The organism is Lacticaseibacillus jixiensis (genome assembly GCF_042847315.1).
Taxonomy (GTDB): Bacteria; Bacillota; Bacilli; order Lactobacillales; family Lactobacillaceae; genus Lacticaseibacillus; species Lacticaseibacillus jixiensis.
Window position 1 is genome coordinate 1 of record NZ_BAAFPR010000037.1, and the last position, 17291, is coordinate 17291.

Below are 17291 nucleotides of genomic sequence, written 5' to 3' on the forward strand. Positions count from 1 at the left end.
GGAGTTTTCCTTTGTCTGTTTTTCTTGGTCGTTAAACAGTATACGGGAGGAACTCCTGTTTTTGTATCTTCAATCGCTGGATTTAAGTGCATATAAACAGCGGCAAATAATTCCGGCGGGCCGGCTGCCCGTGTCTGGAATTATTTGCCGCTTTTGTTTGAAATCGAGTTGGTATAAAGCGCGCGTCGACACAACCGCACCGGAACCGTCAAGTGGGTGCTGTCAGAATGCTGAGGGTTGTTGATCTGGGCAAGCAACAAGGTCACGGCGCGACGACCGATTTCAGGGAAATCCTGGGTTAGCGTGGTCAATGCAGGCTGATTGGTCGCCGCAATATCTAAGTTATCAAAACCCACCATGGCGAGGTCATGGGGCAACTGCCACCCAAGTTGTTGCAGTGAGGTGCTTAAGTTAACTGCTTCAATGTCGTTACCCATGATCAAGGCCGTGATCTGCTCATGTTGCAGATATGCTGCGATGTGCTGGACATCACTGCACTGACCTAAAGCTTGGGCCCAACGCAACGGTGCTTCAGGCGTGGGTGCTTGATAATGGTTAACGTAGCCAAAGAAGCGTTGGGCCACTGTGCCAGTCCAGTCTTGCCAGAAGGGGATCCTGCTGCAAAAGGCGATCCGCTCATGGTGGTGTGTTTGTAAATATCCTACCGCCAAGGCCCCGCCAGTCGCATTGTCACTGGTTACACTTGGCAGTGCCAGGCGGCTGGGAATATCGTTTAAGACGACTAATGGCAAGTGCAAGCAAGCGGCTTGGATCAGTGTTGGCATTTCTTTATTGACATCGCGCAAATAGTAGAAAACCCCAGCACAATCCAGTGCTGACAGATCCAAGCGGGTGAATTGCGGCGTCGTTAGTGTTTCTAGTTGCCAAGTGGTGCCGCGCAGACCTGCGCGAATACCACTGGCATAATCTCCAAGTTTCGGATTGGCAAATGGCAAAACCAGTAATAGGCGCCTTGAACGTACTGATCCATGCGGCTTTACAAAGCTGCCTTTGCCTTGAACGCGATAAATCAAGTCAGCGTTGGCTAACTCGTTTAAAGCGCGCTTGGTGGTGATGCGACTCACACCGAAGCGGATCGCCAGCGCATTCTCGCTAGGCAGCTGACCATCTGGTGCATATTCACCACGCAAGATTGCTTGACGCAAATGCGCATATATTGTTTGGTATTTCGCCATGCCGGGCCTCCTAAGTTGGTATAAGTGACTAAGCCCACTTTCGCCAGTAAATGAAGCGCTTGCAGCTATTCTGTCATGGAACATGGTATATTGCAAGGGTGAAAATATACCAAGGAGCGATCGATAAAATGGCAAACTTTCTGACAGCTGGGGCAATGGCTTATATTGATAAGATTGTGGCGCTATGCGGCAGCGAGCATGCTGCGTGGGGCGAGACTTTTGCGCTGACATATGCGGATACCTTGAAGCATGCGTTGGTGGCAGATGGGGACTCGCGTATCTTTGTGCTGACAGGGGATATCCCGGCAATGTGGCAGCGGGATTCTTCTGCGCAACTGCGACCATATTTGGTACCGGCGCGCGACGATCCAAAGTTGGCGGATATCATTGAGCGGGTCATTGCGCGCCAATTCTTTAATATGCAATTAGATCCTTATGCGAACGCTTTTAATCAAAGCGCCAACAATGCGGGGTATCATACCGATCAAACTGAAATGACGCCTTGGATCTGGGAGCGCAAATATGAACTGGATTCCTTGTGTTATCCGGTGAGCTTGGCGTATCACTTCTGGAAGACTACTGGCCGCACGGCGCAATTTGATGAAACGTTCCAACAAGCGATTCAACGGCTGTTGCAGGTGATCGTTCAAGAACAAGATCATCAACATTCGCCATATACGTTTGCTCGGCAAGATGACCGGCCAGAAGACACACTGATCAATGGCGTCGGCCGCCCAGTGGCAGCGTGCGGATTAAGTTGGAATGGCTTTCGGCCCAGCGATGATGCGTGCCACTATGGCTATTTGATCCCCAGCAATTTGTTTGCAGTGGTGAGTTTGCGGCAATTGGCGGAGATCTACCAGGTGGTACTGCAACAGCCTGCTGCGCAATTCTTGGCTTTGGCCGATGAAATCCAAGCGGCAGTGATGACCTATGGCGTGACCAAGAATGCTGTTGGCGAGCTGATTTATGCCTTCGAAGTCGATGGCTTGGGGCACAGTTTGGTCATGGATGATGCCAATGTGCCTAATTTGCTGGCGTTGCCATACCTTGGCGCAGTGGCGGCGGACGATCCAGTGTATCAAGCGACTCGCAAGACGATTTTGTCGCATGAGAATCCGTATTATTATGCCGGGACTTTCGGTGCTGGTTTGGGTTCGCCGCACACGCCTGCAAATTATATTTGGCCGATCGCCAAAGCCATGGAAGGCTTAACGACTGAGGATCGGCAAGTCAAAGCGCAGATCTTAGACCAGCTGGTGGCTACCACTGCAGGGACCAAAATGATGCATGAAGGTTATGATGTTGAAGATCCCAGCCGCTATACGCGGGAGTGGTTTTCTTGGGCGAACATGATGTTTTGCGAATTGGTGATGGATTATTACGGGGAGCGGGTCGACTGACATGGTAAAGCAGAAAGTTTTCATTATTTCACACAGCCACTGGGATCGCGAGTGGTACATGGGTTATGAACAACACCACATGCGCTTGATCGACTTGATGGATGATTTATTTCATTTGTTTGAAACTGATCCGGACTTTGATTCTTTTCACCTGGATGGGCAAACGATCATCTTAGATGATTATTTGAAGATCCGCCCAGATAAGCGCGCTGAGCTTGCCTGGTGGATCAAAGCCGGCAAGTTGCGGATCGGACCGTTTTATATTTTGCAAGATGACTTCTTGATCAGCCCTGAAGCAAACGTCCGCAATACCCAATATGGGCTAAAGGCGGCGCATCAATGGGGCCAGCCGGTGCCTTTGGGGTATTTTCCGGATACGTTTGGCAATATGGGTCAAACTGCGCAAATGATGCAACTAGCCGGCCTTGATACTGTGGCTTTCGGTCGCGGGGTCACCCCAACTGGCTTGAATAATCAAGTGGGCACAGGGGATTATGACTCGACTTATTCAGAAATGTGGTGGCAAGGCCCAGATCAAAGTCGCGTGTTAGGAATCTTGTTTGCCAACTGGTATTCCAATGGCAACGAGATCCCAGTCGATCCGATTCAGGCCAAACGCTTCTGGGATCAAGGCTTGGCCAAGGCGCAGCGCTTTGCTGCGACACCTGATTTGTTGTTTATGAATGGCGTCGATCATCAACCGGTGCAACAAGACATCACCCAAGCCATTCGGGTCGCCAACGAATTATACCCGGATTATGAATTCATTCATTCAAACTTTGCCGATTATATCAAGGCGCTGAAAGCAGATCTGCCGGCTGATCTGTCAACGATTCGAGGCGAGCTGACTTCACAAGCCACTAACGGTTGGTATACTTTGGCAAACACCGCCAGTTCTCGAGTCTATCTTAAGCAGCAGAATATGCGCACTGAGCGTTTGTTGGAGAATCAAGTTGAGCCGTTACTGGCTTTAAGCGGTGACTGCACCGAAGCAACCCAGGATAAGTTGGATTATGCTTGGCAAGTGCTGTTGCAGAATCACCCGCATGACTCGATTTGCGGCTGTTCTATTGATCCAGTCCATGCGCGGATGTTAACGCGCTTTGCGGCAGTTCAACAAATCGCAGCCAGCTTGACGCAGCCGGCCTTGCAAGATTTCGCCAACCAAATCGATACCACCAGCTTTGCTGCCGATGCCCATCCGTTCGTCTTAATGAACAATAGCGGCGCAGCCAAGCAAGCCTCTGTGCAGGTTGAAGTGGAAATCGCTCGGGCATTGTTTAAAGATGGTGCGCCGCAAGCGCAATATGATCGCTTGACCGCGCAAGGTGCGGCTTTGCCGCAGTTGTGCGTGGTCGATGAAAGCGGCCAAGTCGTACCGGCTCAAATTACCAATCCGCATGTGCGCTTCAATTACACCTTGCCCAAGCACACATTTCGGGTGCCATATATGGCGTTATATGTGGATGTGACAGTGGCTGTTAAGCTTGCGGCTTTTGGTTGGCAAACGCTGGCTGTGCAAGTTGGCCAACAGCCTGCCTTAAGCGCCCCAGTGGCTGAAGATACGATCGAAAATGCCGCTTTGCGCGTGCGCTTAGAAGCTGATCACAGCGTGTCGGTATATGACAAGCGCTTGAAGCGGCACTATCCCAACGCTTTGGTGTTTGAAGACACCGGCGATATTGGCAATGAATATATTTATCGCCAGTCAAGTGATCATTTGACCTTGACCTCACAGGCCGGTCAAATCAAGCAAGTCAAAACTTATGCCACCCCTAGCGGCCAAGCGATGCAGTTTGATTTGGTGTGGGAGCTGCCAATCGCTGCTGACGAGCGGCTTGATTATGAACAACAAGCCGTGATCGATGTCACCAAGCGCAAGGCCCAGCGAAGCAAGCAATTCAAGCAGCAAACTTTGCAAGTGACATTGACCCTGGATGCTGCCTGCCTTGAGGTGCGCGTAACTGGCGATAATGGCGTGCGCGACCATCGCTTGCAGGCGGTGATCGCCACAGGCATGAATGTAGCCACTCATGATGCCGAATCGATTTTTGAAGTGGTTAAGCGTGCCAATACCCCAAGCAGCACTTGGCAAAACCCCACCAATCCGCAACACCAACAGGCTTTTGTCAGTGTGCATGATGACTTAAGCGGGATTGTTGTAGGCAATCTTGGGTTGAATGAATATGAAGTCGGACACCACGGTGAAACCATTGCCTTGACGCTGTTGCGCTGCGTCGGCGAAATGGGCGATTGGGGCTATTTTGCAACACCTGATGCGCAATGTCTTGGGCAATACCATGCCGATTTCTCAATGGCCTTTACTGACGGCACAAAAGCCGCACAACTGCGCGCCATGCAAGCAGCACGGGCAGCGCAGATCCCGGTTCTTGCGGCGTTAACCGACGTTCATCCTGGTCAGCGCGCGGCTTTGGGCAGTTACTTACAAGTGACTAATCCGGCCTTTGCCGTGACGGCGATCAAGCAGCTTGCCTCAGGGCATACACTGGTGCGCGGGTATAACATGACCGATGTTGCGCAGCCGCTAACAGTGCGCTACCAAGGCAAATCTGCGCGGCGCTTATTGAATCTCGTTGATGAACCGTTAAGCTCGGATGTCCAAGCCGCACTTAAACCGGCGGAAATTCGTACTTTAGACTTTGAATAAAACAGGAGGAACACATGACGATCAAATGGAATGGTGTGCCGCAGCGCTATCAAGCAGCCGTTGCGCTGTTGACGCAAGCACACATGGGAAAAATGCCTCTAGACGCAACAGTCACTGTCAAGCCAACCGCGACGAGTATTTGCATCGCCCGCACAGCAGACACTGGGACGATCGGCTATCACACTGGTCATGATTTGATGCGGGCAGTGACATTATGGCTGGCACATGCCCAAACTGAAGCGAACTTTCAATATCAAGAACAAGCGGCTTTTGATGAGTGTGGTGCGATGCTGGACTTGGCCCGTAACGGGGTGTTAACAGTTCCGGCTTTGAAAGCGGCGATTTTGCGGCTGGCTGGTTTGGGCTACACGCAATTATGGCTGTATCTTGAAGATGTTTTTGAGGTCCCAGAACAGCCGTATTTTGGCCACCTGCGCGGGCGATATTCGCAAGCGGCATTACATGAACTGGCGGTGTATGCCGATCAGTTTGGGTTGACGCTGATCCCAGCGATCCAAACCCTGGCGCATCTGCAGAATGCCTTGAAGTGGCAGGCTTTTGACGATATTAAAGACACCCAAGACGTTTTATGGGTGCAAAAGCCTGAAACCACCGCCTTCTTAAAGCAAATGCTGCAAGCGGCGACTAAGCCGTTTCTCACCAATCAGATCCATATCGGCATGGATGAAGCATATGGTTTAGGCCATGGCAAGCGGCTGGTGCATGAAGGTTATGTGGATCAACAAACGCTGATTCAAGCGCACTTGAAAACGGTGGTGCAGTTGTGCGATGAACTCAACTTAGTGCCTTACATGTGGAGTGACATGTGGTTTACCATCGCCAGTCCCACCAATACGATGTATGACGAAAGTGTTCATTTTGATCCGGAATTCGTAGCGCAAATGCCGGCAGTTGGGCAAGTGTATTGGGATTATTACCACGAAGATGCGGCCACTTATGAAACCCGCTTGCGTCAGCATCTGGAATTAAAGCAGCCGGTGGTGTATGCCGGCGGACTTTGGACTTGGCCTGGCTTGGCGCCGCATCAAGCCAAGATGTTGCGCAGTGTGCAGGCAGGGATGACCGCGGCTAAACATGTCGGAATTCGACAGGCCATGGCGACCATGTGGTTTGATGACGGTGCAGAAACGCCTTTTGCCGCAGCTTGGCTGGGCCTGCAGGCGTTCATTGAGTATCAATATCATGATTTGGTGAGCGATGAATACTTGGCGCGCCAGTTCGCGTTGATGCAAGGCGAAGCTGCAGCGAGCTTCTTGCTGCTGGATCAATTTGACCATGTGCCAGGCACCCCTGACAATTTAACCGGCGAGAATCCCAGCAAGCTGGTGTTGTACGAAGATCTGTTCTTACAAAAATATGCGCTGAATCTGGCGCCTTATGATCTAGCGGCGCATTATCGCCGGCTGGCCCAACAACTGGCTAAAGCTTCGACGACGGCGATCAGCCAGCCGTTGTTTGCGTATTATCATGCCTTGGCAGTGGCACTTGCTGATAAGGCCGCTGCTTTGCAAGCCATGCAGGCACTCAAGCACGTGCCGCAAGCGCAGCGCGATCCTGCTTTGGCCAAGCAAGCATTAACGGCGTATCGCAGCAGTTTGACGGCGGCTTTGCAGGCTTATCGGCTGGTGTGGCATCACGAGCGGTGCGGCAATGGGTTTGAGGTGATGGATATTCGCTTGGGCGGACAGCTTGCGCGGATTGAAACGGCGCTGTGGCGAATCGATGAGTGGGCCGCTGGCTGCGACGAACTGGCTGAATTGCAAGAACCGGCGTTGTTGGCAGACAAGTGGACCAATGGGCCGATCGGGCACGGCTTGTACATGCAAATCGCCAGTGCCGCTGATTTATCACGATGACGTGGTGGCACAGGTGGCGGCAACACCACCTTTTTGCCATGGCCCATATTTTGACTATTATACCTTGAGTTTGGCTATTGGTTTAAACACGTTGCTTCAATACAATGAAAACGATTACACTTTTTGGCTTGAGCCAGTTATCTTAAGGGGGTAATGCAGTTGAAACGTAATGTGGTGCTGATGATCGCAGACGATCAACGCTTTGACACGATCCACGCTTTAGGCAATCCAGAAATCATCACCCCGAATCTCGACGCGTTGGTGCATGCTGGGATCAGCTTCACCGAAGCTTTCATCCCAGGTGGGTCAAGCGGTGCGGTATGTATGCCGTCACGGGCGATGTTACATACTGGGCGCTATGTCACAAGTTGGGATGATGATGGTGAAACGATCCCTGCAGATCAAGCGCTGCTGGGTGAAGAATTGCAACATGGCGGCTACACCACGATCGGCGTGGGTAAGTGGCACAACGGGCGCGAAAGTTTTGCGCGGAGTTTCTGTGCAGGACAGAATATCTTCTTCGGCGGGATGTGGGATCATTGGAATGTGCCAGTTAATGATTACGATCCCACTGGCCAATATGCGCATCTGCATCGCTTCACCCAAGACCCGTTTTCATCTAAGCGAACCTATGAGATGCCGGCTGATCGGATCAATCTTGGGACGCATTCAACAGATCTCTTTGCTGACAGCTTGATTGCAGAAATTAAAGCGCATAAAGATTCTGCGCAGCCGTTCTTCTTATATGGGGCGTTTATGGCGCCGCATGATCCGCGCACCATGCCGGATCGTTATCGCGCCATGTATGATGCTGATCAGTTGACGGTGCCGGATAATTACTTGCCGCAGCATCCTTTTGAATTTGATATGCGGGCCCAACGCGACGAGGCACTGGAGGCTTATCCGCGTCAGATCAAAGCCATTCAAGAACATTTGGCAGATTATTATGCCATGATCACCCATATCGACGATCGCGTCGGGGATGTGGTGCAAGCGCTGGCTGATACTGGTCAGCTAGCCAATACCTTGATCGTGTATGTCGCCGATCATGGGATATCTTTGGGGCAGCATGGTTTAATGGGCAAACAAAATCTCTATGACAACTCGATTCGCATCCCGATGATCATGTCAGGTCCCGACATCCCCCAAGATCAGCAGGTGTCAGGCAAAGTCTTGTTGCTGGATATGATGCCCACCATCTTAGATTATGTTGGTTTGCCGATCCCTGAAGGTATCTTTGGCCATAGTCTGATCCCGCAGCTGCATGGCCAAGCAAGCGGCCGAGCGGAGCTGTATTTGCAATTTACTGATAAATTGCGCGGGCTGGTGACACCGGACTATAAGCTCATTGAGTACCGCACCGTGCAAGGCTCACACACGCAATTGTTTGATCGCCATCAAGATCCCCAAGAAGAAGCGGATCTTTCGTTTACCCAAGCGGCCCAGCCGATTATCAAGCAACTGCGCTTGCGCTTGCATGAATTGGCGATTGCACAAGGGGACACGGATTTCTATCAAGGCAAGTTGTTCTGGGCGCGGCCGGAACGTTAGAAAGGCGGTATATCATGACGGATACACCCAATATCTTGTTTATTCTCACCGACCAGCAGCGGCGCGATTCGCTCACGGCGTATGCGGATCAAAGCTTATGTATTGCGCCAAACCTGGCTGAATTGGCGCAACAGTCAACGGTGTTTGATGAATGTTATACAACTTGTCCAATTTGCACACCAGCGCGCGCTTCACTGCAAACCGGACTGTATCCCATGCATCATGGCATGCTGACGAATTCTTATAATTACGGCAATATGGTTCAAGAACTGCCGGATACGCCTGGGTTATTATCGCGGCGGTTAGCTGCAGCAGGTTATCAAACCGGCTATACCGGCAAGTGGCATTTAGGCAGCGGAACTTATCAGGTCCAACACGACGAATACATTCAATATTATATGGGTGATGTTGAATTTGCAGAATACGCCAAAGGCTTTGATTCGGTGCCGACGCATATCGGCTATACCGGGGATGATTTTCCTGGACATGGCTTTGGCGGCTTCGGGTTTCCTGAATATCGCCAATGGTTGCAGGACCAAGGGCTTGAATTAACCATTGAACATCGCATCAACGGCTTCTATGAAGGCCATCAAGCCGGTCAAATCACCAGCGGCAAGGAAACAAGCGTGGATCAGTATCTGGTCGAACGCACCAAGCATTATCTCAGCCAGTTTCAGGCCAATCAGCAGCCTTGGTATTTCCAGCTGAATTTCTGGGGCCCGCATGAACCTTATTTTGTTGCTAGCGAGTTCTTGCACCAATACGATGATGTAACCATTCCGCCATGGGTGAACTTTCGCGATCCCAGTCCTGTCAATAAGACCAAGATCCACGACTTAAAGCGCGGCAATATTTCAACTTGGGCTGAGTTAGTGCCGATCGTTAAGCATTATTATGCTGAAATCACCTCGATTGATTATCAAATCGGCCGCTTGATCACTTGGTTGAAAGCACAAGGCATGTATGATAACACCTTGATCATTTTCTCTGCAGATCATGGCGAATCATTGGGGATCCATGGCGGATTATTTGATAAAGCGATCTTCATGTATGACGAAACATGTACGGTGCCTTTGTTGGTCAAAACGCCTAACCAAACGGCTCAAGCGCGGGTGGCAGCGCTAGTCAACAGCGTTGATTTGTACTCGACGATCTTAGATTATGCCGGCGTTGATGCGGCCACGCGCCAGCGCGATGGGCAAAGCTTCCGGCCGCTGATCGAACACACCCCGATTGCTTGGCCTGACACTGTGGTCACCGAGTGTTCAGGGATCGGTTCGGTGTTGTTTTCACAACGGATGCTGCGACAAGGGCAATATAAATATATCTTCAATTGCGGCGATATTGATGAACTTTATGATTTAGCCGCCGATCCTTATGAGCAAGTCAACCAAATCGACAACATCGGCTATCAGAACACGGTGCACACCTTGCGCTTGGCGTTGCGGGATTGGATGATCGCGCATCATGATAATTTGGTTTATGAGTTCAATCATTTGCGGCTGCCCTTAAATGAACGAGATAGCGGGCCAAGTTTCTAGAGGTGTGTGATGAAGAAAACGGTCAACATTCTGATCAAACCGGCTTCTGCGCTGTGCAACCTGCGCTGTAAGTACTGCTTCTACGCCAACATCAGCAGTTTGCGGGAGGTGCGCTCTTATGGCAAGATGCAGCCGGCAGTTGTCGATGCCATGATCAAAAATATCTATACGGATTTAAATGACGGTGATGAGCTCAACATTGCCTTTCAAGGTGGCGAACCGACGCTGGCCGGGTTGGGGTATTTTGAACATTTTATCCAAGTAATCCAAGCCCAAAGCAAACACGTTGTCGTCCATTACGCGCTGCAAACCAACGGGACGCTGATCAACGAGCGCTGGCTGCCGATGCTGCAGCAACAGCATTTTCTGGTGGGGCTGTCTATCGATGGCGGGGCGTTATATCACGATCGCAACCGCGTTGATACGCACCAGCGCGGGACTTTTCAGCGCGTGATGCAAACCAAAGCCTTGTTTGATCGCGCAGGGATCGAATATAACGTCTTGTGTGTGCTGACTAATGAGTTAGCCAAGCATCCCCAGAAGGTTTATCGCTTCTTGCAAGCCCAACAAATCGCATTTGTGCAATTTATCCCTTGCTTGGATGAGCTGGAGGCGACGTCAAAAAGTGATTTTGCGCTTACGCCAGAGCGCTTTGCCAGTTTCTACCAGCAGTTGCTGCCGTTGTGGCTGGCGGAGTTGCGCAGTGGCGATTATCGCAGCATCAAGTTGTTTGATGATGTATTGAATTTATTTGTTAATGGGCAAGTGAATGCCTGTGGCTTGACTGGCAAATGCCAGATCCAATATGTGATCGAAGCAGACGGCACCGTATTTCCTTGCGATTTCTTTGCCTTAGATGAATATCGCTTAGGCAATATCACGGAAATGACGCTGAAGGCCTTGTTTGAACAACCGCAAGCGATGCAATGGCTAAGCGGCACGCCTCGGGTTTTGCCGCAATATTGTGCAGCTTGTCCGTTTAAGCGCATGTGTTGTGGTGGCTGCAAGCGGATGAAAGATGCGATGTACGTGGCCAAGTCTAATCGCTTCTGCGGCTACCGTGCCGTGTTAGAAACGATATTGCCCCAAGCACAAGCCATTATGGCACTTGTTCAGCAGGCAAAATTGGTCAGTGCGTGATGTCATATGGCTGGCAAATCAATTTGAAAGGGGATAACTCATGACAATAACCTGGCAAGGACTGCCCCAAGCGCATGCCGCAGGGGCTGCACAAGTGATCGCATTACAACCGCCGATCGAAGCTCAAGTCACCGTGCAAATCAGCAGCCAACCAACGCCTGGCTTGCGCGTTGTGCGAACAGACAAGATTGGCCGGATCACTTATCATACAGTGAGTGACTTAATGCGGGCATTAACGTTATGGTTGGGCCATGCAAGAACTGAAACGCAATTTGATTACACAGAAGCTTCGCGTTTTGACACCGTTGGGCTAATGATAGATGTGGCCCGCAATGCAGTATTAAAGCCAGAAACGTGCAACAAGATCTTCACCCGCCTGGCGAGTTTGGGGTACACCGAAGTCTGGTTGTATCTGGAAGATTGCTTTGAGGTACCAGGGTTGCCGTATTTTGGCCGGCAGCGTGGGCGCTATCGTCAAGTTGAACTGCACGAAATGGCTTTGGCGGCAGACGCGGTGGGCATCACCTTGGTGCCGGCGATCCAAACGTTAGCGCATTTGCGCAACCTCTTTAAGTGGCAGGCTTTTGAGAAGGTGATGGATGCGCCAGACTGTTTATACGTCCAAAAGCCTGAAACCACGGCCTTCTTGCGTCAGGTGCTGCAAGCGGCCAGCGCACCGTTTCTGACCAAGAAGATCCATATTGGCATGGATGAGGCTTATAACTTGGGCCGCGGCCAGCTGTTGCGTGATCGCGGCTTGATCCCGCAAGCAGACTTGATGATCGCCCATTTGCATACTGTGATGGCATTGTGTGAAGAATTGGGGTTAAAGCCGGCGATGTGGAGCGACATGTGGTTTCAAATTGCCAGCAAACAACACCGCTTATATGACCCTGATACGACGTTCTCAGATGCTTTGGTGGCTTCGATTCCAGCTGTCACGCAAGTTTACTGGGACTATTATCATGCCCAAGAAGCCCCGTATGATCAGATGTTTGCCTTGCATGCTAAATTAAATAAACCGTTGATTTTTGCCAGCGGCATCTGGTCTTGGAGCGGTCTTGCCCCAGGTCAGAAAACGATGCAAGCCACGCTTAAAGCCGGGATGGCTGCGGCTAATCGCGCAAAGGTCCGCCAGGTGGTAACGACAATGTGGGGGGATGATGGTTGCGAGGCACCATTTGAATCCGCTTGGTTGGGGATCCAAACTTTTGTTGAGTATCAGTATCACGAAACTGTGTCAAACGCTTGGGCCGCCCAGCAATTTGCTTTGATGCAAAGACGGGATTATCAAGCATTTATGCATTTGGATCGCTTCGAGAATTTGCTTGCCAAGGCCCCTAACCTGACGCTGGATAATCCAGGCAAGATCTTGTTGTATGAGGACTTGCTTTTGCAGCGTTACGCGGTGAATCTGCAAGGCCATGACCTAGTGGCGCATTATCAGCAGTTAGCACAAGACTTGGCGGCATCTGCTGCAACACCAGGGCCGGATCAAGCCATGTTTAAGTATTACCAGCACTTGGCCCATACCTTGAGCCTTAAGGCCGCTGCTTTGCAGCAATTGCGCTTATTGCCGGCGTCAGGGAAACCGCAAGTGCCGGTGATCAAAGCGGCCTTACAGGCGTTGCGCGCAGCTTTGCTGATCACGATCAGCGACTTTCGTGCATTATGGCATCATGAACGGCGCGGTGAAGGGTATGAAATCATGGATCTGCGCTTGAATGGGTTGATCGGCCGCGTCGATACCACGCTGTGGCGGCTGGATGAGTGGTTGGCCGGCCGCGATCCGCTTGAAGAACTGCAAGCGCCAGCCTTGTTAATGGATAAATACACCAATGGTGAAACTGGCCGCGGCCGCTATATTCAAATTATTACTGCCAGCGCGATTTCGCAGAACATGTGAAATACTTAACACCTTGGATAGTGATAAAACTAGATTGTAAGCGCTTGTATTATCTGATAGAATGTTTGCGGTGGGTATATTGTTCGAAAGGAGGGGATCATGGTGTTGGGACGGGGGATCAATCAATTCTTCACGAAAGTATTCGTGATCTTGATCTTGAATCTGATGTTTTGGCTGTACACGCTGCTGGGCTTGGTGGTGTTGGGGATCGGGCCGGCTTTAAGGGTGATCAGCGAATTGTTTGCCGCCCATGAGTGGACATTTGGTGATTATCACATGGCAGAAGCTTGGCAGCTGTTTAAACAGTATTTCCGCTTGGCTAATGGGCATTTCTGGTTGTTCGGTGCTTTGGCGGCGTTGTTGAGTTACAGTTTGTATCTTAGTACTCAATTGCCTTGGGGCTTTGTGGTGTTCATTCAGTTCATCATTATATTTGCCATTTTATTGACGATCGTCGCCGGACTGTTTACTTTAGCGCTGGAAAGTCACTATGAGGTGCAGCTTAAATTAGCCATCAAGCTGGCAGTCGGGCAGTTCTTTCACAATTTCATGCAGTTATTGGTGTTTGTGATGGGGCTTTTGGCGATCGTTATGATCACGGTGAAAATACCAGGGCTGATTCCATTTGTCAGCGTTGCGGCAGCGGTGATTTGGACGCATCTAAGCTCGCAGCACTGGTATGCACAAATCGATGCGCAACTGGCGTAACCGCGCTTGGGCGAAGGTGTTGCCGCGACCTTCGAATCTTCAGCGCTTATTGCAGCTGTATATGGTGATCTTAGGGATCATGGTGATCAGCGTCACGGTGGTGGCGACGATCGTGGCGATCAACAGCTTTACCAGTCAAGTTGATCAAGCCCGTACTTACGCGCGCCAGCGAATCACCAGCAAGCTGTTGCAATATCAAGAGATCACCAACGATTTTGCCAGCAATCTGGCGTCAGATCCGAGCAAAGTGACCAGTATCACCGCGTATTTCTCGTTATCTGTCCCAGATTATGCCAACTACACACTTGAATCGGCAGACAGAAGCGGCCGTTACTATAGCTGGCCGCAAGATTCGGCCTCGTTTCTGTCCCAGCATCCAGAAATCAAGCGCTTGGAGCTGGTGTTGCAGAATAATTCTCACACGCATTATGCCGCCACACATCAACAGCGTTCAGGCCGGATATTGCCCAAGCCGTTGGTGGGCAAACAAGATTTTATCGCGCCGGTGATCGACTATAATTTTCCCCAGGAGAACTCAGGAACGGTGGGGATCGTCTTTGATCCGGCAGTACTTAAAGCACAATTGGCAGATATTCAAACGCGCGCCCACATGCAGATCTTGGTGGTGAACGATCGCGGCACGCTGTTAAATCAGCTGGGGGATCGCTCGGTGGGGCTTGGCGAGAAGCGTGCCGTGCGCCGCGCGTTTGATCAGCAGCGCTTAGAGCGGCTGAGGGGTTATCAGGTATCGACTTTGCAGCTGCCTAATGAGTATCAGATGATCGTGGCCACTAATGCGCTGAATTTCCGAGCTGTGTTGATCCGCCGCGCCTTGCCGATCATTGTGTTGGGGTTATTGGTGATGATGTTGTTGGAAGTGAGCTTGCGGATCACTTTCAGGCGCTATCAGCGGCAATTGGGGCAGATCTTGGTAACAGTACGGCAGGTTTCTGCAGGAGATATGCAAGCGCGGGTCCCAATCGTCAGTCCGCATTCAGACTTAGGCGAGTTGGCCAGCGGCGTGAACACGATGCTGGAAGATATCGATCAATCGATTTCGGTGATTTATAAACTGCAAGTCGCGCAGCAGCGGGCCAACATGTTGGCGCTGCGGGCCCAAATCAATCCCCACTTCATGTCCAATACCTTGGAATACATTCGCATGGCGGCGCTGGATGCTGACCAGCCTGAATTGGCAAAAGTCGTGTACACGTTTGCTTCACTGCTGAGAAACAACACAGATATGGCCGCAACGGCAACAATGGCGCAAGAATTGTCATTCGTTGAGAAATACATCTATTTGTATCAGGTTAGATTCCCGGATCGATTGGCGTATCAAGTCATGATCGAGCCGAGTTTGAATCGCATCTCGACGCCGAAATTCAGCCTGCAGCCTATCGTGGAGAATTACTTCAAGCATGGCGTCGACTTTGCGCGGATGGATAATGTGATTTCGATCAAGGCACAACGCCTTGGTGGACAGATTCGCATCTTGATCCGCGATAACGGCAAGGCCATGTCCAAACAAGAATTGGCGCGTTTGAATTTGAGAATGGTCGAACCATTGGCTGAACAGCAAAGTCAGTCGATCGGTTTGCAGAATGTGTATGCCCGCTTGGCAAACTATTATGGGAGCAGCTTTCACATGCGGCTGCAAAGCAATGAAATGGGGGGAACAACTGTTGTCTTGACCTTTGCTGAAAGGGGTAGTGAAGATGAAGCAGGTACTAGCAGTTGATGATGAGTATATGATCTTGCGCGGCTTGCCCAAGCTGATCGCTTGGGGAAAATTAGGCTTAGAGATCAGTCGCACAGAACAAGATCCGTTAGCGGCATTGGCGTATCTACAAACGCATCGGATCGATATCTTATTGTCTGATATGAACATGCCGCATCTGCCTGGACCGGAGTTTCTGGCGGCGGCGCGGCAGTTGCAGCCGCAGATGCAGATCATCGTGTTATCCGGTTATGATGATTTTGATTATGTCAAAGCAGGGGTGGCGCAAAGTGCGGTCAATTATTTGCGCAAACCTATCGACCCTGATGAACTTGAAGCAACTGTGCAAACGGCCTTGCAGCGCTTGCTGCAAGCCGAGGCCTATCATCAAGATGCCCGCTTGGCGCATCAAGTCTTGGCTCGTGAGCTGGTGACCAGCCACGATAGCGAACTGGCCAAGCGGGCGCTGGTCAAATTGGTGCCAACTCGCTTGCAAGAGCAGCCGCTGCATTTGGTGGCGATCTTGAATCCGCTGCAGCGCCAAGCGCTGTTAGCGGCGTTAGATACGGCAGCAGGCATGCGCGGGTATTTCGTTGAGAATCGTGATGTGATCGTGGTGTTTCAAGGCGCTGGCGTGCGCTTGCGTCAGTTTATTCAGAACTTGCCGCTTCAAGCCGGACCGCTGCATCGCCCAGTGATCGTCAGTGCGGCAATTGCCACATTAGATGCCATGGCTGAGGCTTATCAACGCATTCAGTGGGCGATCAATCGGCGCTATTTCTTCGCCTCGGTCAATGGGTTAGTCATTTTGCCAGATGATGAGCCAGTGCCCAGACCAGATACCATGCCGACGATTGAAACCATCAAGCACGAAATTCGGCATTTACACGGGCAAGCATTAGCTGATTGGCTGGCAGCTGAGTTTGCAAAGCTGGAGCAGCGCGACGCGTCTGTTGAGTTGACGCGGCAAGTGGCGATGATCATCTTGTTGAGCCTGCGCGCGCTGCATCCTGATTACGCTTTGACGTCATCGAATTTAGGCAGCATCAATGCCGCCAAGACCGTCAACGATTTGATCTTGGTCTTGCTCGACGCGGCAGAAGCCATGCAACAAGCCGGCCAACAGCGCTATTCACGTTCAGTTGCTGCGGTGATGCAAATCATCCATGAGCGCTATGATCAGCCCATGACGTTAGGTGAAATTGCCGCGCAACTGCACCTGAGTGCTGTGTATCTGGGCCAACAGTTCAAGAAAGAAACCGGCCAAACCGTGGCGCAGTTTCTCAATGACTATCGCATCAATCAAGCGATCCATTTGTTGGAAGAGTCCAATGATGATGTCAACGAAATCGGACAGCGTGTCGGTTATCAAACTGTCAGTTACTTCTTCAAGACGTTTAAGAAGCAGCTCAACATGTCTCCAGGCGAGTATCGAGACGTGGTGATGAAGCAACGCTAAACAATCTAAGATTAGTTCCGGTGGGAATTGAGGTTTTACCTCGATTCTTACCGGAACTTTCTTTTTGTCCGTTACACTGAAGATGAAGCTAAGATCGATCACAGCCTCAGGGACTTCGAGTCCGC

11 protein-coding genes are annotated in these 17291 nt (G+C 51.0%); 10 read left to right on the forward strand and 1 reads right to left on the reverse strand.

Annotated elements, in window-relative coordinates:
* Positions 1 to 140: 140 nt before the first annotated feature.
* Positions 141 to 1196: a substrate-binding domain-containing protein gene (locus tag ACGG90_RS14200; protein ID WP_390410416.1), complete on the reverse strand. Its 1056-nt coding sequence runs from the start codon at positions 1194 to 1196 to the stop codon at positions 141 to 143.
* A gap of 128 nt (positions 1197 to 1324) precedes the next feature.
* Here ACGG90_RS14200 and ACGG90_RS14205 point away from each other — a divergent pair, with 128 nt between their 5' ends.
* The 10 genes from ACGG90_RS14205 to ACGG90_RS14250 all read left to right on the forward strand — a co-directional run bounded on the left by ACGG90_RS14205 (position 1325) and on the right by ACGG90_RS14250 (position 17166).
* Positions 1325 to 2599: a glycoside hydrolase family 125 protein gene (locus tag ACGG90_RS14205; protein WP_390410418.1), complete on the forward strand. Its 1275-nt coding sequence runs from the start codon at positions 1325 to 1327 to the stop codon at positions 2597 to 2599.
* Position 2600: 1 nt separating this feature from the next.
* Positions 2601 to 5267 carry an alpha-mannosidase gene (locus ACGG90_RS14210; protein ID WP_390410420.1) on the forward strand — a complete coding sequence of 889 codons (2667 nt, stop codon included), beginning with the start codon at positions 2601 to 2603 and terminating at the stop codon, positions 5265 to 5267.
* Between the two features lie 14 nt (positions 5268 to 5281).
* On the forward strand, positions 5282 to 7144 hold the full coding sequence (locus ACGG90_RS14215; RefSeq protein ID WP_390410422.1) for a family 20 glycosylhydrolase: 1863 nt from the start codon (positions 5282 to 5284) through the stop codon (positions 7142 to 7144).
* Between the two features lie 159 nt (positions 7145 to 7303).
* The gene (locus ACGG90_RS14220) at positions 7304 to 8695 is read left to right on the forward strand and encodes a sulfatase-like hydrolase/transferase (RefSeq protein WP_390410424.1); all 1392 of its coding nucleotides are present in this window, start codon (positions 7304 to 7306) and stop codon (positions 8693 to 8695) included.
* 14 nt (positions 8696 to 8709) lie between these two features.
* Positions 8710 to 10236: a sulfatase-like hydrolase/transferase gene (locus tag ACGG90_RS14225; RefSeq protein WP_390410426.1), complete on the forward strand. Its 1527-nt coding sequence runs from the start codon at positions 8710 to 8712 to the stop codon at positions 10234 to 10236.
* Between the two features lie 9 nt (positions 10237 to 10245).
* Complete coding sequence (locus tag ACGG90_RS14230; protein ID WP_390410428.1) at positions 10246 to 11376, forward strand: SPASM domain-containing protein; 1131 nt, start codon at positions 10246 to 10248, stop codon at positions 11374 to 11376.
* Positions 11377 to 11416: 40 nt separating this feature from the next.
* Positions 11417 to 13282 carry a beta-N-acetylhexosaminidase gene (locus ACGG90_RS14235; RefSeq protein ID WP_390410430.1) on the forward strand — a complete coding sequence of 622 codons (1866 nt, stop codon included), beginning with the start codon at positions 11417 to 11419 and terminating at the stop codon, positions 13280 to 13282.
* A 99-nt stretch (positions 13283 to 13381) separates the two neighbouring features.
* On the forward strand, positions 13382 to 13990 hold the full coding sequence (locus ACGG90_RS14240) for a YesL family protein (protein WP_390410432.1): 609 nt from the start codon (positions 13382 to 13384) through the stop codon (positions 13988 to 13990).
* Complete coding sequence (locus ACGG90_RS14245; protein ID WP_390410434.1) at positions 13962 to 15728, forward strand: sensor histidine kinase; 1767 nt, start codon at positions 13962 to 13964, stop codon at positions 15726 to 15728. Before ACGG90_RS14240 ends, ACGG90_RS14245 begins: the two co-directional genes overlap by 29 nt.
* The gene (locus ACGG90_RS14250; protein WP_390410436.1) at positions 15706 to 17166 is read left to right on the forward strand and encodes a response regulator; all 1461 of its coding nucleotides are present in this window, start codon (positions 15706 to 15708) and stop codon (positions 17164 to 17166) included. The genes ACGG90_RS14245 and ACGG90_RS14250 overlap by 23 nt, the downstream gene beginning before the upstream one ends.
* Positions 17167 to 17291: the final 125 nt, after the last annotated feature.

Coding starts and splice junctions, on each gene's coding strand:
- ACGG90_RS14200 (WP_390410416.1), bottom strand. CDS start 1,196: ATGGCGAAATACCAAACAATATATGCGCATTTGCGTCAAGCAATCTTG.
- ACGG90_RS14205 (WP_390410418.1), top strand. CDS start 1,325: ATGGCAAACTTTCTGACAGCTGGGGCAATGGCTTATATTGATAAGATT.
- ACGG90_RS14210 (WP_390410420.1), top strand. CDS start 2,601: ATGGTAAAGCAGAAAGTTTTCATTATTTCACACAGCCACTGGGATCGC.
- ACGG90_RS14215 (WP_390410422.1), top strand. CDS start 5,282: ATGACGATCAAATGGAATGGTGTGCCGCAGCGCTATCAAGCAGCCGTT.
- ACGG90_RS14225 (WP_390410426.1), top strand. CDS start 8,710: ATGACGGATACACCCAATATCTTGTTTATTCTCACCGACCAGCAGCGG.
- ACGG90_RS14230 (WP_390410428.1), top strand. CDS start 10,246: ATGAAGAAAACGGTCAACATTCTGATCAAACCGGCTTCTGCGCTGTGC.
- ACGG90_RS14235 (WP_390410430.1), top strand. CDS start 11,417: ATGACAATAACCTGGCAAGGACTGCCCCAAGCGCATGCCGCAGGGGCT.
- ACGG90_RS14240 (WP_390410432.1), top strand. CDS start 13,382: ATGGTGTTGGGACGGGGGATCAATCAATTCTTCACGAAAGTATTCGTG.
- ACGG90_RS14245 (WP_390410434.1), top strand. CDS start 13,962: ATGCACAAATCGATGCGCAACTGGCGTAACCGCGCTTGGGCGAAGGTG.
- ACGG90_RS14250 (WP_390410436.1), top strand. CDS start 15,706: ATGAAGCAGGTACTAGCAGTTGATGATGAGTATATGATCTTGCGCGGC.